This window comes from Nonomuraea sp. NPDC051298 (assembly GCF_055586305.1).
On record NZ_JBVJIM010000002.1, the window covers coordinates 180,607 to 199,432 of the forward strand.

The 18,826-nt window shown below is 70.8% G+C and carries 17 protein-coding genes; 7 read left to right on the forward strand and 10 right to left on the reverse strand.

Going from position 1 to position 18,826, the window contains the following annotated elements; genetic code table 11:
• The first annotated feature begins 37 nt into the window (after positions 1–37).
• Positions 38–1,135 (forward strand): aldo/keto reductase, encoded by a 1,098-nt coding sequence (locus ACZ6S0_RS05885; RefSeq protein WP_465913690.1) that lies wholly within the window; start codon positions 38–40, stop codon positions 1,133–1,135.
• Positions 1,136–1,218: 83 nt separating this feature from the next.
• On the opposite strand, the gene ACZ6S0_RS05890 is transcribed toward ACZ6S0_RS05885, so the two are convergent.
• Together ACZ6S0_RS05890 and ACZ6S0_RS05895 are read right to left on the reverse strand one after the other, a co-directional pair.
• Positions 1,219–1,698, reverse strand: coding sequence for a hypothetical protein (locus ACZ6S0_RS05890; RefSeq protein WP_465913692.1), 480 nt, complete (start codon positions 1,696–1,698; stop codon positions 1,219–1,221).
• Between the two features lie 370 nt (positions 1,699–2,068).
• The gene (locus tag ACZ6S0_RS05895) at positions 2,069–2,923 is read right to left on the reverse strand and encodes a hypothetical protein (protein WP_465913693.1); all 855 of its coding nucleotides are present in this window, start codon (positions 2,921–2,923) and stop codon (positions 2,069–2,071) included.
• A 283-nt stretch (positions 2,924–3,206) separates the two neighbouring features.
• On the opposite strand from ACZ6S0_RS05895, the gene ACZ6S0_RS05900 reads away from it, so the two are divergent.
• Complete coding sequence (locus ACZ6S0_RS05900) at positions 3,207–3,611, forward strand: hypothetical protein (protein WP_465913695.1); 405 nt, start codon at positions 3,207–3,209, stop codon at positions 3,609–3,611.
• Between the two features lie 61 nt (positions 3,612–3,672).
• Here ACZ6S0_RS05900 and ACZ6S0_RS05905 read toward each other — a convergent pair whose 3' ends face one another.
• The 4 genes from ACZ6S0_RS05905 to ACZ6S0_RS05920 all read right to left on the reverse strand — a co-directional run bounded on the left by ACZ6S0_RS05905 (position 3,673) and on the right by ACZ6S0_RS05920 (position 9,629).
• On the reverse strand, positions 3,673–6,438 hold the full coding sequence (locus tag ACZ6S0_RS05905) for a fibronectin type III domain-containing protein (RefSeq protein WP_465913697.1): 2,766 nt from the start codon (positions 6,436–6,438) through the stop codon (positions 3,673–3,675).
• Between the two features lie 30 nt (positions 6,439–6,468).
• Positions 6,469–7,299 carry a carbohydrate ABC transporter permease gene (locus ACZ6S0_RS05910; protein WP_465913699.1) on the reverse strand — a complete coding sequence of 277 codons (831 nt, stop codon included), beginning with the start codon at positions 7,297–7,299 and terminating at the stop codon, positions 6,469–6,471.
• A 92-nt stretch (positions 7,300–7,391) separates the two neighbouring features.
• Positions 7,392–8,288 carry a carbohydrate ABC transporter permease gene (locus tag ACZ6S0_RS05915; protein ID WP_465913701.1) on the reverse strand — a complete coding sequence of 299 codons (897 nt, stop codon included), beginning with the start codon at positions 8,286–8,288 and terminating at the stop codon, positions 7,392–7,394.
• Positions 8,289–8,336: 48 nt separating this feature from the next.
• Entirely contained in the window at positions 8,337–9,629 is a 1,293-nt protein-coding gene (locus ACZ6S0_RS05920; protein ID WP_465913702.1) for an extracellular solute-binding protein, read from the reverse strand.
• 197 nt (positions 9,630–9,826) lie between these two features.
• Between ACZ6S0_RS05920 and ACZ6S0_RS05925 the strand changes: the two genes are divergently transcribed.
• Both ACZ6S0_RS05925 and ACZ6S0_RS05930 read left to right on the forward strand, forming a co-directional pair.
• Entirely contained in the window at positions 9,827–10,564 is a 738-nt protein-coding gene (locus ACZ6S0_RS05925; protein ID WP_465913705.1) for a GntR family transcriptional regulator, read from the forward strand.
• Between the two features lies 1 nt (position 10,565).
• On the forward strand, positions 10,566–11,657 hold the full coding sequence (locus ACZ6S0_RS05930; protein ID WP_465913706.1) for a mannonate dehydratase: 1,092 nt from the start codon (positions 10,566–10,568) through the stop codon (positions 11,655–11,657).
• Here ACZ6S0_RS05930 and ACZ6S0_RS05935 read toward each other — a convergent pair.
• Together ACZ6S0_RS05935 and ACZ6S0_RS05940 are read right to left on the reverse strand one after the other, a co-directional pair.
• On the reverse strand, positions 11,626–12,627 hold the full coding sequence (locus tag ACZ6S0_RS05935; protein WP_465913709.1) for a LacI family DNA-binding transcriptional regulator: 1,002 nt from the start codon (positions 12,625–12,627) through the stop codon (positions 11,626–11,628). The two genes, ACZ6S0_RS05930 and ACZ6S0_RS05935, sit on opposite strands and share 32 nt — an antisense overlap.
• A 46-nt stretch (positions 12,628–12,673) precedes the next feature.
• Positions 12,674–14,704: a beta-galactosidase gene (locus ACZ6S0_RS05940; protein WP_465913711.1), complete on the reverse strand. Its 2,031-nt coding sequence runs from the start codon at positions 14,702–14,704 to the stop codon at positions 12,674–12,676.
• Between the two features lie 129 nt (positions 14,705–14,833).
• Between ACZ6S0_RS05940 and ACZ6S0_RS05945 the strand changes: the two genes are divergently transcribed.
• Both ACZ6S0_RS05945 and ACZ6S0_RS05950 read left to right on the forward strand, forming a co-directional pair.
• Positions 14,834–15,616, forward strand: coding sequence for an SDR family NAD(P)-dependent oxidoreductase (locus tag ACZ6S0_RS05945; protein ID WP_465913713.1), 783 nt, complete (start codon positions 14,834–14,836; stop codon positions 15,614–15,616).
• Positions 15,617–15,671: 55 nt separating this feature from the next.
• Positions 15,672–16,526, forward strand: coding sequence for an SMP-30/gluconolactonase/LRE family protein (locus tag ACZ6S0_RS05950; RefSeq protein WP_465913715.1), 855 nt, complete (start codon positions 15,672–15,674; stop codon positions 16,524–16,526).
• Between the two features lie 50 nt (positions 16,527–16,576).
• Here ACZ6S0_RS05950 and ACZ6S0_RS05955 read toward each other — a convergent pair whose 3' ends face one another.
• Positions 16,577–18,016 (reverse strand): FAD-dependent monooxygenase, encoded by a 1,440-nt coding sequence (locus tag ACZ6S0_RS05955; protein ID WP_465913717.1) that lies wholly within the window; start codon positions 18,014–18,016, stop codon positions 16,577–16,579.
• A 115-nt stretch (positions 18,017–18,131) separates the two neighbouring features.
• Between ACZ6S0_RS05955 and ACZ6S0_RS05960 the strand changes: the two genes are divergently transcribed.
• Positions 18,132–18,440 (forward strand): ArsR/SmtB family transcription factor, encoded by a 309-nt coding sequence (locus ACZ6S0_RS05960; protein ID WP_465913719.1) that lies wholly within the window; start codon positions 18,132–18,134, stop codon positions 18,438–18,440.
• Positions 18,441–18,445: 5 nt separating this feature from the next.
• Here the strand turns inward: ACZ6S0_RS05960 and ACZ6S0_RS05965 are convergent, their stop codons facing one another.
• Positions 18,446–18,799 carry a gamma-glutamylcyclotransferase family protein gene (locus tag ACZ6S0_RS05965; protein WP_465913721.1) on the reverse strand — a complete coding sequence of 118 codons (354 nt, stop codon included), beginning with the start codon at positions 18,797–18,799 and terminating at the stop codon, positions 18,446–18,448.
• Positions 18,800–18,826: the final 27 nt, after the last annotated feature.

The following is an 18,826-nucleotide window of genomic DNA, read 5'->3' on the forward strand; positions in this document are numbered from 1 at the left end:
GCTGAACCGCGTCGCATCTGAACGGAGAGGGACCGCCATGCCCATGGACCGCTACTACCTGCTCGGCCGCTCGGGACTGCGCGTCAGCCCGCTGGCGCTGGGCACGATGAACTTCGGCACCGGCGGCTTCCACGCCGCCTACGGCAGGACCGAGGAGGAGGCCCGCCCGATCTTCCGCCGCTATCTCGAAGCGGGTGGGAACTTCATCGACACCGCGGACTTCTACACCGCAGGAGAGAGCGAGGTCATCCTCGGCAACCTCATCGCCGAGGCCAAGGTACGCGACCGGCTGGTACTCACCACCAAGTACACCAACAGCGTGGACCCCGGCGACCCGAACGCGGGCGGCAACGGCCGCAAGCACATGATCAGGGCCGTCGAGGCGTCGCTGCGCCGCCTGCGGACCGACCACGTCGACCTGTTCCTGCTGCACACCTGGGACCGGATCACGCCGGTCGAGGAGGTCATGCGCACCTTCGACGACCTCACCAGGGCCGGGAAGATCCGCTACGCGGGCCTGTCGGACGTACCCGGTTGGTACGCCTCCCGCGCCCAGACCCACGCCGAGGCCCACTCCCTCGAACCGGTGGTCAGCCTGCAGTTGCCCTACTCCCTCATCAGCCGGGAGATCGAGCTGGAGCACGTCCCGATGGGACAGAGCCTGGGGCTCGGCATCACCGCGTGGAGCCCGCTCGGCGGCGGCTTCCTGACCGGCAAGTACCGGCCCGCCGGCCAGGGGGTGACGGGAGCGGGCCGGCTCGCCGGCTCCGGGCAGTCGTGGACGGAGCGGGAGTGGCGGCTGCTGGCCACGGTCGAGAGCGTCGCGGGCAGGCTGGGCGTCTCGGCGGCCCAGGTCGCGCTCAACTGGGTCGCCACCCAGCCCGGCATCGCCGCCGCGATCGTCGGCGCGAGCAGCGCGGAACAACTCGACGTGAACCTGGCCGCGCTCGACTTCGAGCTGCCCGCGGACCTGCGTGCCGAACTCGACGAGGCGAGCGCCGTGCCGCCCCCGTCGGTCTACCGCATGTTCACGCCGGACTACCAGAGCTGGCTGGTCAGCCCGGGGGTCAAGGTCGGGGACAAACCGGCCGGATACGCCCCGGTCGTGCGCAACTGGGTTCCCGGACAGGGCTGAAGGGCCGCAAGGTCTCCGAACGGATGGACTTCCTGGTCGTCGATCCATCCGTCGGAGACCTCACCCGGCCACGGCGGCAGGGCCTAGTCGCAGAACCGCCACGAGGTCGTGGTGGAGCCGTAGATCCCGCCGCCGTAGATCGCCTTGATGGATCCCGTCCACTTGATGCACGTGCCGGCGGCGTAGCCGCTGGCCGCCGCGTAGTGGGCGTAGTTGCCCTCGTCCCTGATGGTCGTCCTGCCCTGGCGCTCCAGGACGGCCTCCGTGTAGCTGGCCACGCCGTCCGCCCGGCCGACCCGCAGGGTGACTACGCAGTTCTCCTGATAGGTGCCGTTCCACAACACATAGACCTCGCCCAAGGGCATGTTGTTCCGGTCATCCCAAAGGTCATTCCTGATGAGCTGCGTATAGGCGCCGTTCGGCCAACCGCACCCCTGCTCGGAAACGACGGCTTCGCGCAGGGTGTGGGCCGAGGCCGGCGAGGCCGCGAACGCGATCGAGGCGAGCACAAGGCCAAGGGCTAAACCGATACGCACGACCACGCGCCGGTACGTCTGAGACATGGCAGGTCCTCTCTGATAAGTACAGCCACGTCCACTCCGGCAGGGCCCGGCGCGAATGTCAATACCCGTGGATCATGAAGTTCCGCTCGCCCGAGCGGCCGCGACGCGGACGGGCGGGGTCGCCGGATCAGGGCAGGGCCAAACCCTCCGGCCGCCCGTGGCCCGCCCCGCAGTCGGCTTTCCTCCCACGGCCGTGAACGACCGGGCGGACGCCACGCTAATGGGCGCGGCTCGCTCGTCCCGCTTTGCTGACCTTTTCCGCGGGATCCGCGAGCCGGGCCTTCGTACGTATGATTAACGCCATATTTGATTTGCGTGCGGCGGCTGTTCCGGCCTGCCGGAATTTACCGCCCGGCTTTTCTCGGCGAACTCAGCCGGGTGGCACCGCGCCGTTCTTGGAGACGGGTACGGCGAGCTGTGCCGGGCCGGTGATTCTGACTTCCTCGGCCGGGAGGTTGGCCAGCACCGGATTGAGGTGTCTCAGCGTCAGCGACACCGGGCCGACGGCCTGGCCGGTGATGTCGAACTTCTCCAGGTCGATCCAGCGGACGAGTTCGAAGACGTCCGGCGGGATCTCGTCACCGGCCTTCTGCACCGGCACGCAGAGCTGGCCGGCGTTGGTGACCCGCACGGACCTGGGCGGGATCTGGTTGGTCAGCACCGGGTTGAGCTGGGTCAGGTTGAGGCCCACGTTGGCGGCCGGGTTCGGCTGGTGCGTGTAACACAGCAGGTCGATGTGGGAGATGACCTGCAGGATGTCGGGGGTGGGCACCACGCCGTTCTTGGCGACCGGCACGCACAGGTGCTGGGGCGCGAGCAGCGTGGCGCTGAAGCCCGGCACGTTCTGCAGGACCGGGTTGAGATGGCGGAGGCTCAGGGTCTGGTTGATCTGCGGCCCGGTCACCCGGTAGCACGAAAGGTCGACGAACCTGAGGTAGCCGAGCACGCTCGACGGCGGGACGACGTCGTTCTTGGCCACCGGGACGCACAACTGCTCGCGCTGGCCGAGCGTGACCTGCACGGGCGGCTGGTTGACGAGCACGGGGTTGATGTGGCGCAGCGCCAGCGAGACGGCCGGCGGCTGGTACGGGGTGGTCCTGAAGCACTCCAGGTCCAGATACGACACGAACTCCTTCGGCGTCGGCAGGGCCAGGGCCGCCGCGGGCGGGGCGACGAGGAAGGCGGCGGCGAATATCGCGAGGCCGGCCGATAAGAGTCGTCTCACCGTGATTCTGCCGCCGGGATTTGGTGCGCGTTTTCCGTTCATCCATCCTCCAGGGCCGGATAATTGTGCCTCGACTGTGCGCCTTCCCACCGGACCCGACAAGTGCGCTGACCGCTATTTGCCAGGACGGTCCAAGTCGCCTGTCCGATAATCACGCCCTGGGGATGTCGATAATCCACTGGATCGGCACTCGGTTCGTGCGCGTGCTGCGCCTGAACGGTCACGTGCCCGCCCGATCTTGCCGTTCGACGGCGCGCAGGCGGCGAGGGCGACAGACCCCTGTGTGAATCGTCACATCAAGTCTGATTTGTGGTGGTGGTCACGCACGCTGATGGTGAGCGCCGCCCCGGCCGGTGCGGCCGGACCCTGCGGCAGCGGCTACACCCGGGTCGGCGTCTACCCCATCCCCAAGACCGGGGCCCGCACGGGCACGCTGGAGGTGTACTACAGCTCGAGCGCCCGCAAGAACTGCGCCCTGGCCTACGGCTACGGTTCCTACAACGGCACCACGACCTGGAAGGGTGTCTCGATCTCGCGAGGCGACGACTCCGGGTACGACGTCGACGCCGACTACTACCAGTACTACGCCGACCCGGTGTACGTCTCCGCGCCCGGCCAGTGCATCAACGTGAGCGGATCGGTGGTGGCGGGGAAGAGCACCAACCTCGAAGGCGTGCATTGCGACTGACCCCTCGTCCGACCGGCAAGGGTGCCCTCCGAGTGAACGCGGAGGGCACCCCCCGCGGGAGCTAGGAGCCGCCGGTCGTGGGGGTCACCGTCCACTGGTCGAAGTCGTAGACGACGGAGGCGCCGTCCACCGAGGCGGTGAACGTGGCGCCCAGCTTGTCCTGCCGCAGCCACGGGGTGTCGAACAGCTTGAACGAGTCGTAGTCGATCGCCGTGCCGTTGACGAGATGGGCGGGGCCGGGCGCCTGGGCCGCGGCGTCGAAGGTGAGGTCCAGCTCGTCCCCGCTCAGGCTGTGGTAGACGAGCCGGGGATTGGCGTCATCGAGGTGGCTGACGTCCAGGCGCGTGGTGCTGACCAGGGCGTCCGCGAACGCGTCGAGGTCGGCGTACGCGGAGGCGTCCGCCGTCTCCAGCACCCAGCCGTTCGTGTCGGCCTGGCTGCGCAGGATGTCGTAGCTGTAGCTGAGAGCGGCGGTCGGATGGGTCTGCGCCGTCGTCTTCACCCTGTTGGCCGGGTCGTTCGGCGTCTGGCGGTACCACGTGCCCGGCTTGACCAGCTTGTACGCGAAGTACATGGACCCGGCGTCGGCGACCGTCCATCCACCGACCTCGCGGCGCTCGCGGATCGAGCCGGAGGTGGGGAACAGCGCGTTGAGGTAGTTGGAGGTCTGGTCGCCCGACGACTTGTAGACGCCCAGCGCCGTCGGGCCGTTCTGCATCACGCGGTGGTTGGCGGGCTGGTTGTACGTGCCGATCGGGGCGGTGCCCTGGTCGGCCGACAGCCGGAAGAGCGGGTTGGCGGCGTCGGAGTGCCAGCGGAGCACGACGGGCAGGTCCTCGATCCAGTTGTCGACCCGGCGGTACTGGACCTCCGTGCCGAGCCCCCAGGTGGGGCGTACGTAGCTCGTGCGGTAGATGTCCATCGCCCGCCCGCTCGAGTTCTGCAGGTTCGTCTTGCGGGAGGTGTACGACTTGTCGGTCCGCTGACCGATCCGCACGGCCAGCTCGGGCGGCGCGTACGTCATCCCCCGCCAGGCGGCGAGGCCGGCGTACTCGAGGTTCGGACGGTACGCCGCCGGCGCCGGGTTGTCCGATTCGCCGACGCCCTGCTGCGCCCGGTGGCCGCCGAAGTACGTCCAGGCGAGCGTCGAGTGGTCCGCCGCCCGCCACGTCGGGTCGTTGGCCGCGTGCGCGTCGCCCTTGGCCCGGCTCTCCGACGAGATCATGTAGCCGTTGATCCAGTCGTTCGCCCACTCGAACCACATGACGTCCATCGCCATCTTGACCCGCCGGCGCAGGTCGGCGTCGTCGGCCCACTGGTAGACGGCGTTGAGGCAGAAGTACGTCATGAAGGTGTACTCGGGGCTCTGGTACTCGGCCCATCCCCGCCGCACGCCCGCGTTCACCATTTCGAGTAGGTTGGCCTTGTTGATGCTCTTCAGCGCCTCCCCGGAGTTGCCGTTCAGGTCGGCGAGGTCGGGGAAGTACTGGCCGACGAGGTAGCCGGTGGCGTAGTTGCTCATCCGCAGGTTCTCGGTCTGCGGGTGCTTCTGGTAGGCGTACGAGGCGAAGTAGCCGCGCACGTGCGCGAGCGTGCCGGCGCTGAACTGGTCCCCGACCATGAGGTAGGCGTACATCTTCGCCATGGTCTTGTACTGCTCGTAGTCGTAGCTCTGGAAGAGCGTGTCGAGCTTGGCGAGGTTGGCCGCCACGTTCTCGTGGTCCGCGAGCTGCGCCGTGTACTGGGCCACGTTGACCGCGCCGCTCTCCTCCTTCATGGCCTTGGTCTTGTCCCACAGCCAGCCCGACCGGGTCTCGCGGGTGCCGGGGAACGGGGCCGGCGACTCGGGCACGTACGGGCCGGTCGTGGCGGTGAGCGGTGCGCTCGGCGCGCTGACCTTGCCGCTCGCGTCCTTCGCCCGCACCGTGAACGTGTAGCTCGTCGCGGGCATCAGGCCGCCCACGACCGCCGAGGTGGCGTTCCCGGCCACGGACGTGACCTGGTAGCCGTCACGGTAGACGTCGTACCCGGTCACGCCGACGTCGTCGGTGGCGGCCGTCCAACTGAGCGAGACGCCACTGGAGGACACGGCCCCGCGGGTGAGCGCGGCCGGGGCGGTCGGGGGCGCCGAGTCGGAGACGCTGCCCAGCTCGTAGACGCCGAGGTCGTCGACGACGATCGCCTCGTCGGTGCCGCCGGTGTCCACGCGTACCGAGAAGCCGACCTCGACCGTCGAGACGAGCCGCTGCCCGCCGTTGGGCACGATCGTGAAGCGGTACTGCGCGAGGTCGGTCTCGTCGACCTGAGACAGGGCGCCGGAGGTGCCGGTGTAGGCGGAGGTCGTGGTGACGCTCACCGCCGGGACGGGGAACCGGGGCACCAGGTTGTTGTCGAAGTTGCCGAACTGGATCTGGGCGTAGATGTCCTTGGCGACGGGCTTGGTGCCGGCCGCGCTCCGCCTGAGTTCGTAGCGCAGCGCGAACTGCTGGGCGGGGCTGCCCACCGGCAGGGCGTAGACGGCGTTGACGCGGTCCTTCAGCGCACCGGAGGACCAGCGCCGGGAGAAGTAGCTCGACAGGTTCGTGCCCTGGGCCGCGTCCCGGAGTTCGACAGCGTTGTCACCGCCCACGCTCACGATCTGCTGGGTGCCTCCCGAGGCCGGGTTGGCCACGGTCAGCGAACTCGTGCCGCTGTCGAATCCGGTGTCCATGTCGGCGGCGAGGAGGTTGACCGGCGGGGGGTCGGCTGCTTCGGCAGCGGCTCCATGCGGCGCCACGAGCAGCGCGGCGGCGCATAACGAGGCCAGTGCCCCGGCCAGGATGGTCATGAGTCACCCTTTCGCTGGTGTGCGGGTCGGCTACTTGACGGCCCCCGTCGCGAGGCCCTTGCTCCAGAACGACTGCAGCGACAGGAACATGGCGACCACGGGCACGATGGAGACGAGCGCGCCCGTGACGACGGTGCTGTAACCGATGGGATAGCCCTGCAGCTCGCGCCAGCCGACGAGACCGACGGTCACGGGCTGGAGTGACGTGTCGGCCAGCATGAGTGAGGGCAGCAGGAAGTTCGTCCAGATCGCGACGAACTGGAACAGGAATATCGTCACCATCGCGGGCGCCATGAGCCGCACGCCCATCGCGAAGATGCGCAGTTCTCCGGCGCCGTCGATCCGGCCCGCCTCGAGCAGGGCGTCCGGGATCGAGGACGCGGCGTAGATCCGGCTGAGGTACACGCCGAAAGGGCTGACGATGCTCGGGATGAAGACGGCCCAGAACGTGTTGATCGTGCCGGTGAAGCTGAACACCAGGTAGAGCGGGATGGCGAGCACGGGCGCGGGCAGGAGCACGGCGGCCAGCACGGTACCGAAGACCGCCTCGCGGCCGGGGAAGGCGAACTTCGCGAGCGCGTACCCGCACATGGACGCCAGGATCGTGGAGACGATCCCGCCGCCCACCGCGTACAGCAGCGAGTTGAGCAGCCAGCGCGCGTAGATGCCGCCCTGGGCCTGGAACAGGGTCTGGACGTTCTCCACCAGGGCGAACCGCTCGCCGAACCAGAACCCGTCGCCCGAGAAGATCTCCCCGCCGCCCTTGGTGGCGGAGACGACCAGCCACCACACCGGGAGCAGGAAGTAGACCGCGAACAGGGTCATGACGGCCAGCACGAACGTGCGGGAAAGGGGACTCACGGTCGTGAGCGGATGCGTCCTGGGCCGCCGCCGGCGGTTCGGCGCCTTGGCGACGGGATCGGTTCGCGGGGGCGATTGCGGTGCGGCGGTCATCAGGTGACGCTCCTGGCCGAGGCGCGGAAGACGAGAACGGACAGCACGCAGATCAGGGCGCCGAGCACCACGGACTGCGCGGCCGCGTAGTTGAAGTCGTTGGCCGAGAGCGAACGGACGGCGGCCATGATCGGGGTGTAGGAAGACGACAGGTTCGGCGCCACGGACTTCATGGTGACCGGCTCGTTGTAGAGCTGGGCGGTGCCGATGATGGAGAAGACGAGCGTGAGCAGCAGGGCCGGCCGGATCAGCGGGACCTTGATGAGCAGCGCGGCCTTCCAGCCGGAGCAGCCGTCCAGGGCGGCGGCCTCCATCGTCTCCTCGGGGATGGCCTGCAGCGCCGCGAAGATCAGGATCGTGTTGTAGCCGGTCCAGGCCCACGTCAGGATGTTCGCGATCGAGAACGGCAGGGCGCCGTCGGTGACGAAGCTGAGGTCCACGCCGATCGAGGCGAAGAACCCGGTGATGGGGCTCAGCGTGGGCGCGTACAGGAACGACCACACCAGGGCCGCGATCACCCCGGGCAGCCCGTAGGGCACGAAGTACGCGATCCTGAAGAACCGGCGTCCCCTCGACACGGACGAGTCGAGGAGCAGGGCGAGGACGAGCGCGATGCCCAGCATCACGGGCACCTGGACGACGCCGATGAAGCCCACCCGGCCCAGGGCCGCGACGAAGTCCGCGTCCTGGAGGACCCGCGCGTAGTTGCCGAGCCCCGCGAACACGGTCTCCGCGCCCCCGAGGCCCAGGCCGGAGCGTTTCACCGCGAAGAAGCTCTGGACCACGGAGTACCCGGCGGGCACCAGGTAGACGACGACGAAGAGCAGGAGGAACGGCAGCACGAACGGCGCGGCTCGCCGGAGCTCGCGAAGCCGGCTCGGCCGCTGTCTCGTCACGGGGGACACGATGACCTTGTCTGTCGAAGGGCCTGGGTGTGCGCGGGGCTACTTGCCGACGGAGAAGCCCTGGGCCTGCAGCGCGGAGACCGTGCCCGTCTGGGCGGCGTTCAGCGCGTCCTGGAAGGTGGCGCTCTTGGCGGGCACCTTGCCGAGGCCGTCCCCGAGGGCCGAGGCCGTGGTGGACATCACCGGGCCCCACCGCCAGTTCGGGTTCACCTTGGCCGACTCAGCGCGGAACAGTTGGTAGATGGCCTGGCCGCCGTAGTAGTTCTCCGGGGCGTCGAGCGCCGGGTTGGCGAGCCCGGACGCGGAGGCAGGGAGGATGGCCGCGGACTTGATCAGGTTCGACACGGACTTGTCGTCGGTCGACATCCACAGGGCGAACTCGGTGGCCTCCTTGGGATTCGCGCAGCCCTTCATGACGGCCGTGGCCGAGCCGCCCGAGTTGCCGACGGAGTCCGCGGTGTCCCAGCGGGGCATCGGCGCGACGGCCCACTTGCCCGCGGAGCCGGCCGCGTTGTCCCTGATCAGCGAGGCCGACCAGACCGGGCCGACCTCCGCCCACACCTCGCCGCTGTTCCACGCCGTGTAGAGCGCCGCGTCGAAGGCCGGATAGGAGGTGACGAGGTCCTCGTCGAAGAGCCCCTGCCAGTAGCCGGCGACCTTGCCGTTGGCGGCGCTGTTCATCGAGACCGTCCAGGCGTCGCCGCTGACCCCGAACCAGGGGGCGTCGCCCTGCCAGGCGAACCCCGCGTAGAGGTAGGGGTCGGTGGGCAGGTTCATGATGCGGGACTTCGGGTCGGCGGCCTTCACCGCGGCGGCGGCCGTCCTGAACTCCTCCCACGTCTTCGGCGCCTCGATCTTCGCGCTCTTGAAGAGGTCGGCACGGTAGAACAGGCCCATCGGCGCGGTGTCGACCGGCACGCCGAAGATCTTGCCGTCGATGCCGACGTTGCCCCACACCCAGTCGGGGAACTCGGCCCGCCGCGGCGCGGCGTGCTCGCTGACGTCCTGCAGGAGCCCGGCGGCCAGGAAGCTGGCGAACGTCTCGTAGCCGATCTGCGCGAGGCAAGGGGCCGTGCCCGCCTTCGCGGCGGTGAACATCTTGTCGTAGCCGCCCGCGCCGCCGTCGGTGATGGCCTCGTACTTCACCTGGATGCCGGGGTGCGACTCGTTCCACAGCGCGACGGACTTCTCGTAGCCCGCGGCCCAGCCCCAGAAGGTGAGGCTCACCGGGCCGCTGGTGCTCGCCCCGGTGGTGCCGGAGCACCCCGTCAGCGCGAGGCCGGTGGCGGCGATGGCGGCGGCCGCGGTGAGTCGCGCGTTTCGGTTGAGCATGACGTCCTCACAACTGTTGTTCAGGGTTTTTCTCGGGTGATCAGCGGCGGCGGGCGCGGCCGTCGAGAGCGTTCGGCGCCCGCTACGGGGTCCGGCGGCCGACCGCGTGCCGGAGGGCGCTTTGTTTCCCCTTTGCGGCGATCAGGTTAATGGCTGGATACTTGCATACAAGCTATTCACATGCAACGATCAATTTCGTGAGTTCCCACCGAGCGCTCGTCCCCGAGCCCACGCCCGCCGGGCGCGACCCGAGGCTGTCGCCGGTCACCCGAGACCGCGCGCCGACCCGGACCTCCGATCGCGTCTACGACGAGTTGGTCTCCGCGATCCGCGAGCTGCGACTCGTCCCCGGAGCCTCCCTGTCCGAGACCGACCTCGCCGAGCGGCTGCACGTCAGCCGCACGCCGGTGCGGGAAGCCCTGGCCCGGCTCGTTGACGCGGGACTCGTACGGGTCGTGCCGCAGGTCGGCACCCGGGTCGGGCTGATCAGCCTGCGCGATGTGGAAGAGGCGCGGTTCGTCCGCGAGAGCCTGGAGGTCGCGGCCTTCGAGAAGGTGTGCGCCGATCCGGCGCCAGACGTCACCGTGCTGCGCGAGCTGCTCGACCGGCAGGAGCACAGCTATCGCACCGAGGACTACGACGCCTTCTTCGCCTCCGACGAGGCCCTGCACAGCGAGATCTTCTCGCTCAGCGGCTATCCGCGGGCGTGGCAGGCGGTGCAGCGGATGAAGCTGCAGCTCGACCGGCTGCGCCGGCTCGCCCTGCCCGACCTGGCCGCGGTGCGGGAGCTGATCGACGAGCACACGAAGATCGTCGACGCGCTGGAGGCCGCCGACCTGCCGACCGGCCGCGCCCTGATCAGCCGGCACGCCAGGCGCGCCCTCGATCTCGGCCCGTCGTTGCGCGCCGAGTACCCCGACTACTTCACGGACTGAAATGACCATCCGCATCTCCCTGGGCCACATCGACAGGTACGACTCCCGCGTCGCGACCTTCGCCCACCAGCTCGGGCTCACGGGCGTGCAACTGCACACGCCCGACCTGCTGCCCGGAGCCGACGGCCACTGGAGCCTGGCCGAGCTGAAGGCACTCAGGGAACGCTGCGACGCCGACGGGCTGTCGATCGACGGCCTGGAGAACGTCCCGCTCGCCCACTTCTGGAAGATCCAGCGCGGCCTGCCCGGCAGGGACGAGCAGATCGCGAACTACCGGAAAACCCTCCGCAACCTCGCCGCCGTCGGCATCGACCTGCTCGGCTACAACTTCCTCGCCACCTACGTCTGGCGCACCGACATGGCGGCGAGCGGCCGCGGCGGCGCCCTGGTCACCGCCTTCGACCTCGACGAGGCGCCTCGCGGCAACGCCCTGGCCGGCTACCGGCTGACCCCGGACCAGCCCGTGGACGAGCCGATCACGGCCGACCAGATGTGGGCCAACCACCAGTACTTCCTCGACGCCGTTCTCCCCGTCGCGGAGGAGGTCGGCGTGCGGCTCGCCCTGCACCCCGACGATCCGCCCGTCGACGTGCCCCTGGGCGGCGTCGCCCGGATCTTCACCTCCCCGGCCGCCATCGGGCGGGCGCGCGAGCAGGCCGGGGGCAGCCCGTCGTGGGGGCTGAACCTCTGCCTCGGGACGGTGTCGGAGATGGCCGGCGAGCAGAGCGTCAACGAGGTCATCGACCTCCTGGGGCCGTCCATCTTCTACGTCCACTTCCGGGACGTGCGCGGGACCGTGCCGCGTTTCAGCGAATGCTTCCTCGGCGAGGGAAACTTCAACCCGGCACGGGTGATCCGCCGGCTCGCCGACTCCGGGTTCGCCGGGTTCCTCATCGACGACCACGTACCGGCCATGATCGGCGACCTGGACACCTGGGGCGACACGTCCTCCGAGGCGTACTGCAGCCGGGGCCGGGCGCATGCGATCGGATACCTGCAGGGCGTGCTGAACGGCCTGGCGCTCGACGAGCGCGACGAGACCCGCGCGGCGGACGGCGGGCTCACCCGGCCGGAGGTCTCTCGGAGCCCCTGAGGACGAGCCGCGTGGGGAGCACCCGGGTGGCGAACGGCGAGGCGCCGCCGTTCAGCCGGGCGAGCACCAGCTCGGCCGCGGTGCGCCCCATCAGCTCGATGTCCTGGCTGACCACCGACACCGGCGGATCGCCCAGCAACGACGTCTCGAAGTCGTCGAAGCCGACGAGGGGCAGCCGCCGGCCGACCTGCTGGAACGCCAGCAGCGCGCCGATCGTCGCGCGGTTGTTGGCCGTGAAGAGCGCGTCGGCCGAGCCGTCGCGCAGCACGCCGTCCACCTCGCGTTCCGCCTGCTCCCTGGTGTGCGCCGTGGTGATCGCGAACGCCCCGCGTCCGCCGAGCCCGGCCTCGGCGAGCGCCGCCGCGTATCCGGTGTGACGTTCGCGCATCGTGTAGATGTCGAGCGAGTCGCCGACGAAGGCGATGCGCCGCGCTCCGGCGGAGGCGAGCGCCAGGGTGGCCGCGCGCGCCCCGCCCGCGTTGTCGGCGAGCACGGCGTCGGCGCCCGCGTACGGCAGGGGCCGGTCGAGGAGCACCAGCGGCGGGATCGGGGCGGCGACCTCGGACCAGTCGCGGGCGGCCCGCCGCGGCGGCACCACGATCAGGCCGTCCACCCGCTGCTCCATGAGCCGGTCAACCAGGCGGTCGTGGCGGCGTCCGTCCTCTTCCGAGCTGGCGATCGTGACGAGGTAGCCGGCGGCGTCCGCCACGCTCTCGATGGCTCGGGCGAGCGTGGAGTAGTAGGGGTTGGCGAGGTCGCTGATGACCAGGCCGATGGTCTTGCCCGTACGGCCCGGCCGGATGCTCGCGGCGGACAGGTTGCGGCGGTAGCCGAGCTTCACGATCGCCGCGCTGATGCGTTCCGCGAGGCCGGGGTCGATGTTCGTCTCCCCGTTGACGTGCCGCGAGACGGTCTTCAGGCTGACTCCGGCCTCGTGCGCGACGTCCTTCATCGTGGGGTTGCGAAGCACCAGGTCTCTCCCTTCCGACGAGTGAACCACCCGACCGCCGCCCGCATCAGCGGGCCGATCCGACGACCCGCACCCCGCCCGCGGGCACCGTGATCCGTCCTTCGTGAACGGACCCGTCCAGCAGGTCGGTTCCCGACCCGGGGACGGTGGCCTCGCGGTCGCCGTGGTTGATGAGGAAGGCGTACTCGCGATCGGCCGACCGGCGGGTCACGACCTCGATCCCGGCCGGCGAGCCTGTCACCGGCCGGCCGGTGATCGCCGCCAGTAGCCGCGCGCGGGCGTCGGCGGGCAGCTCGACGCCCACGTACCAGGCCGCTCCCGTGCCCCGCGCCGCACGCGTGACCGCCGGCGCGCCCGCGAAGTCGCCGCCGAGGTAGTGGGCCTCGGCCACCGCGTCCGTCAGATCGATCCGCTCGTGCCAGGTCGAGATCCGGGCGCGCCCCGTGACCCCGTCGATCTCCACCTCCTCGGGGTCTCCCTCCGCCAGGGGCGCGAACTCCTCCACGCGCACCCCCAGCAGCTCGCGGAACGCCCCGGGGTAGCCGCCGAGCCGTACCCGGTCGAGGGGGTCGACGATGCCGGAGAAGTAGGTGACGATCACGGTCGCCCCCGCGGCCGCCGCGGCGGCGACGGCGGCCGCGTCCCGGTCGGAGACCAGGTAGAGCAGGGGTACGACGATCAGCCGGTAGCCCGACAGGTCGGCCGACGGCGGCACGACGTCGGCGGTGACGCCCAGCTCCCACAGACTCCGGTACCAGCCGAGCGCGGACTCCATGTACGACAGTCCGTTGTGCGGATGAGACTCCCGCTCGGCCGCCCACCACGCCTCCTCGGAGAACAGCAGCGCGCAGTCCGCGACGACCCGCGTCCCGAGCACCTCGGCACACGAGCGCAGCTCCGCGCCGAGCGCCGCCACCTCCCGGAACTTCCTGCTCTCTGCGCCCGCGTGCGGGAGCATCGCGGAATGGAACCGCTCGGCGCCCGCGCGGGCGGCCCGCCACTGGAAGAAGCAGATCCCGTCGGACCCGCGGGCGACATGGGCGAACACGTCCCGCCGGAGCTGCCCGGCACGCTTGGCGGGGTTGACGGGGCGCCAGCTCGTCGCGCCGGTCGCGGTCTCCATGAGCAGCCAACGGCCGCCCTTCGACAGGCCGCGCGCGCGGTCGGCCGAGAACGACAGCTCGACGTGCGCGTCACGCGCCGGTCTCAGGTAGTGGTCGCTCGCGACGAGATCCAGGTCGGCGGTCCACGAGCTGTAGTCCATGTTCTTCCCGGCGTCGAAGAGCACCATGTTGGTGGTGATGGGCACGGCCGGGGTGACCCGGCGCAGCACCGCGATCTCCGCCAGAAGCTGCTCGCGGAGCCGGTCGGAGCTGAAGCGGTCGAAGTCCAGCACCTGAGTGGGATTCGAGTCCGTGAACGTGAGCCTCGGCGGCTGGATCTCCTCCCACGCCGAGTAGGTCTGGCTCCACGCGGCGGTCGTCCAGGCGGCGTTCAGGTCGTCCAGGGAGTCCCGGTAGCGCTCCCTCAGCCAGGCCCGGAACGCCACCGCGCTCTCCTCGCCGTAGCACCGCGAGTTGTGGCCGCCGAGTTCGTTGGAGACGTGCCACAGCGCGAGGGCGGGATGCTCGCCGTAGCGCGCCGCCATCCGCTCCACCAGCGCGAGCGAGTGCTCGCGATAGACCCGCGACGAGGGTGACCACGCCTGGCGTCCGCCCTGCGCCATCGTCCGCCCGTGCCGGTCGACGGGCAGCACCTCGGGGAACCGCGTGGTGAGCCACGGCGGAGGCGACGCGGTGGCCGTGGCGAGGTCGACGGCGACGTCGTTCGCGTGCAGGAGGTCGAGCACGCGGTCGAGCCAGCCGAAGTTCCAGCGGTCGGGCTCGGGCTGCAGGGTCGACCAGGCGAAGACGCCGACGGTGACGAGGTTGACCCCGGCCTCGCGCATGAGCCGTACGTCCTCGTGCCACACGCTCTCGTCCCACTGCTCGGGGTTGTAGTCGCCGCCGAAGGCCACGGGTTCGCCGCCGAACCTGGCCACGACGTTGGCGGGCCACCGGATCCACTCAGCCGTCACGCGCTCTTCTCCTCACCGTTCAACGAGACCACAGCGGGGCTGCGGGAGATCAGACTAGCGGCTGAGACAACGTTGTTTTAGAGTGATCCCGCAGTAAGCGGCCCGCGGACGACATCGAGGGAGTGGAACGTGGCGGAGTTCGACGGCAAGGTCGCCATCGTCACCGGTGGGCACAGCGGCATCGGACGGGCGACCGCCCGGCTGCTCGCGGCCCGCGGCGCGACGGTCGTGGCCGCGGGCGTGCCCCCGACCCGTGGCGCCGAGCCGCCGCTACCGGGCGTCGAACACGTCGAGCTCGACGTCACCGACGAGAGCGCCACCGCGCGGCTCGCCGACGACGTCGCCACCGCGCACGGCGGGCTCGACATCGTCGTCGCCGCCGCCGGGATCCAGCGCTACGGCACGACCGCGACGACCGGAGCCGACGAATGGAACGAGGTCCTCGCCGTCAACGTGACCGGCGCCTTTCACGTCGTCAAGCACGCGCTGCCGCACCTGCGCGCCCGTGGCGCGGGCTCGATAGTGATCGTCTCCTCCGTTCAGGCGTTCGTCACGCAGAGCGCCGTCGCCGCGTACACGACCAGCAAGGGCGCGCTCAACGCGCTGGCCAGGTCGATCGCGATCGACGAGGCGAAGAACGGGATCCGGGCCAACACCGTCTGCCCCGCCTCGGTGGACACCCCGATGCTGCGCTCCTCGGCCCGTGCCTTCTCCGACGGCAGCGACGAGGGCACCCAGGAACTCGTCGAGGCGTGGGGACGCATGCACCCGCTGGGCCGGGTGGCGCGACCGGACGAGGTCGCCGAGGCCATCGCCTTCCTGGCCGGCGACCGCGCCAGCTTCATCACCGGCGTCGCGCTGCCCGTCGACGGCGGGCTGCTGGCCCACGCCGCCGTGGTGCTGCCGGGATGAACGCCTCGCCACGACCACGACACCGGTGCCAGGGGCGGGCGGGGGAGGACTCCAGATGACGGCGGAGGTCGCGGTCCCCGGCCGGGCCAGGGTCGGCGAAGGCCCGGTGTGGGAGGCCGGGACCGGCCGCCTGCACTGGGTCGACATCCCCGCCGGGCACATCCACACCAGCGATCCGGCCGTCGGCCGTACCACCAGCATCGAGTTGCCGACGCTCGTCGGCGCGGCGGTGCCACGACGCGGCGGAGGCTTCGTCGCCGCGACGGCGGAAGGGTTCGCGAGCGTCGAAGCCGACGGATCGATGACCGTCCGGTGCGCGATCCTGCCCGACGGCGAGCGCATGAACGACGCCAAGTGCGACAGGCGGGGGCGGCTCTGGGCCGGCAGCACGGCGATGGACTTCGAGCCGGGCAAGGGCGCGCTGCACGTCCTCCTGCCGGACTGGACGAGCCGCGTCGTCCTGGACGACCTGGCACTGCCCAACGGGCTCGACTGGAGCCCCGACGGGCACACCTTCTACCTCGCCGACAGCATCGCCGGGGAGATCTCGGCGTTCGACACCGAACCCGGGTCCACCCGGATCGGCCGGCGGCGCACGCTGTTCCGGCTCCCTGCGGAGTCCGGCCTGCCGGACGGCCTCACCGTGGACGCGGCGGGCTGCCTGTGGGTCGCGATCTGGGGCGGCGACCGCCTGGCCAGGATCTCTCCGGACGGGGACCTGCTCGGCGAGTACCCGATGCCCGTGCACCAGCCGTCCTCCTGCGCGTTCGGCGGGCCCCGCCTCGACGTCCTGTACGTCACGTCGGCTCGTGAGGGGCTCGACCTCGACGACGGCGACCCCGCCGGGTCCGTGTTCGCCCTCGCCCGCACGGGCGCCGTCGGCAGGCCGTCGACCGCGTTCGCCGGATGAGCCGGACGTCCCGGGGTCGTAGGCCGGGCAGGTACCGGCGCCCGTGCCGCTCAGGGGGTTGTGGTGCTTCGGCCGAACCAGCGTTCCAGTGAGTCGCGTAGCCGGTGTCCGGTGGCTTCGGAGGTCCAGGCCACGTATCCGTCGGGGCGGATCAGCAGGGACTCGGCGGGGTGGTCGGCGCGAACCCTGACCACGTCCACCCGGTCGGCCCAGCCGGTCGCCTCCGTCACGAGGTCGTCCCGGCCGGCCAGGTCGAGCAGCAGCGGGCGGCCCGCGCGCAGCAGCTCCACCAGCCTGACCGGCCCGGCGGCGGACTTCAGCACCAGGTCGGACAGCATCCGCCCGGCCCCGGGCACGCCCACGTCGTAGGCGGTGTGGACGCCGGTGATCATCCCGCTGAGGTGGGTGTTGACCTCGTCGAACCGCATCAGCTCCGCGAACAGCTCACGCAGCGGGTCGACCGACGGGTCCGGGTGGGCGAGCGCGGTCTGCGCGCGTACGTTCCACAGGACGCGGGCGGCCACCGGGTGCCGCTCCGCGTGGTAGGTGTCGAGCAGGCTGTCGGGGGCGTGCCCGTGCAGGTGCGCGGCGAGCTTCCAGCCCAGGTTGAACGCGTCCTCCAGCCCGGTGTTCAGCCCTTGGCCGCCCCAGGGGAAGTGCACGTGGGCGGCGTCGCCCGCGAGCAGCACCCGGCCCGCGCGGTACGTCTCCGCCTGCAGGGCGGCGTCGCCGTAGCGGGACAGGCTCACCGGGTCGGCCATGGGGACCGGCCGGTCGAGGATGTGCTCGGCCGCCTCCCGCAGCTCGGTGAGCGTGACCGGGGCCTGGCGGTCGGGGTGCGGGGCACGGAAGTCGTAGGTGGTGACGCGGCTGTGCCCGGCGGGGTGGAGCCAGACGATGATCCAGCCGCGCGGGGTGCGGGTGTAGCCGGGCGGCACGCCGTACGGGTCGAGCAGCCGTACGTCGCCCATGAGCGCGGCCACCCGCGCGGGCGTGCCGGTGAACGGGATGCCGGCGGCGCGGCGGACCACGCTGCGCGCGCCGTCGGCGCCGACGACGTAGCGGGCGGCCAGTTCGCGCCCGTTGACGGTGAGCGCCACGTGGTCGTCGTGCCGGACCAGCCCGGTGACCTCCTGCCCGCGCCTCAGCTCGGCGCCCAGCGCGGCGGCGCGACGGGCGAAGACCTGCTCGGCCCACGCCTGAGGGCTGCCGACGATGCTCGCGCCCTCCTCCACGACCGCGCCGAGGTCGAGCCCGAACATGCCGGAGAAGTGGAAGCTGACGCTTCCCGTGCTCGCCCTGCCGACCGCGTCCAGCAGGCCGCGCCGGTCGAGGCTCTGCGCGGTACGCGCGTGCAGCGTGCCCGCCTTGGACTCCTGCGACGGGACCGCCAGCCGTTCGAGCACGACCGGACGGACGCCCTGCAGCCCGAGTTCGGCGGCCAGCAGCATGCCCACCGGTCCGCCGCCCACGATCGCGACGTCGTACATCCCTACCCCCCACGCCCGAGAGCGATTGTCCGGGAAACACGTACAGTTCGGAATATTCGTACGAATGGGGGCGGTTCGTCAAACCCACTGTTCGGGACGTGCGTACAATCGGGTCATGCCGCACCCGTCACGTGACCAGATAGACCTGCTGGACGTGCTCGCGGCGCTCGGCCACCCGGTCCGCGCGAGGATCGTGCGGGCCCTGGGGGCGGGGGAGGAGCAGTTCTGCGGCTCGATCGTGCCGGGCGTGCCGAAGTCCACGCTGACCACGCACTGGCGGGTGCTGCGCGAGGCGGGGGTGATCACCCAGCGGCCGGAGGGGCGCAAGCTGTTCATCACCCTGCGCAGGGACGACCTCGACGCGCGCTTCCCCGGCCTGCTCGACCTGCTGATGAAGGAGGAGGACGGGCCCGCCGGCGGCTGAGCCCGTCAGCGGTCGCCGTGGTCCGCCGCGTACACCCAGCCGCGCCGCCCGGACTCCAGCGGTACGAGAGCGCGCCGGTAGTCGTCGACCTCGTAGGCGTCGGCCGCGGCCAGCTCGTCCGGGGTGATCAGGAGCGCGGTGCCCTCCACCAGGTCCGCCGGATCGCCGGTGGCCGTCAGGATCGGATGGTGCGTGGCCCCGCTCACCGCGACCACGTGCGGATCGGTGATCTCCAGCATGGACAGCCGGTAGCCGGGCAACCGGTCGGGGACGCCGGCGATCTCGCGTCCGAACACCGAGAGCTGCACCGCACGCAGGCGCAGCGTGCCGTATGAGAACAGAACGACATGATCGGCCATGTGCTCATCATCGCGGAGCGCCGATCG

Excerpts from the sequence above, each read along its gene's own strand:
- ACZ6S0_RS05885 (WP_465913690.1), top strand. The coding sequence starts at position 38 with ATGCCCATGGACCGCTACTACCTGCTCGGCCGCTCGGGACTGCGCGTC.
- ACZ6S0_RS05890 (WP_465913692.1), bottom strand. The coding sequence starts at position 1,698 with ATGTCTCAGACGTACCGGCGCGTGGTCGTGCGTATCGGTTTAGCCCTT.
- ACZ6S0_RS05905 (WP_465913697.1), bottom strand. The coding sequence starts at position 6,438 with ATGACCATCCTGGCCGGGGCACTGGCCTCGTTATGCGCCGCCGCGCTG.
- ACZ6S0_RS05920 (WP_465913702.1), bottom strand. The coding sequence starts at position 9,629 with ATGCTCAACCGAAACGCGCGACTCACCGCGGCCGCCGCCATCGCCGCC.
- ACZ6S0_RS05930 (WP_465913706.1), top strand. The coding sequence starts at position 10,566 with ATGACCATCCGCATCTCCCTGGGCCACATCGACAGGTACGACTCCCGC.
- ACZ6S0_RS05950 (WP_465913715.1), top strand. The coding sequence starts at position 15,672 with ATGACGGCGGAGGTCGCGGTCCCCGGCCGGGCCAGGGTCGGCGAAGGC.
- ACZ6S0_RS05955 (WP_465913717.1), bottom strand. The coding sequence starts at position 18,016 with ATGTACGACGTCGCGATCGTGGGCGGCGGACCGGTGGGCATGCTGCTG.
- ACZ6S0_RS05960 (WP_465913719.1), top strand. The coding sequence starts at position 18,132 with ATGCCGCACCCGTCACGTGACCAGATAGACCTGCTGGACGTGCTCGCG.
- ACZ6S0_RS05965 (WP_465913721.1), bottom strand. The coding sequence starts at position 18,799 with ATGGCCGATCATGTCGTTCTGTTCTCATACGGCACGCTGCGCCTGCGT.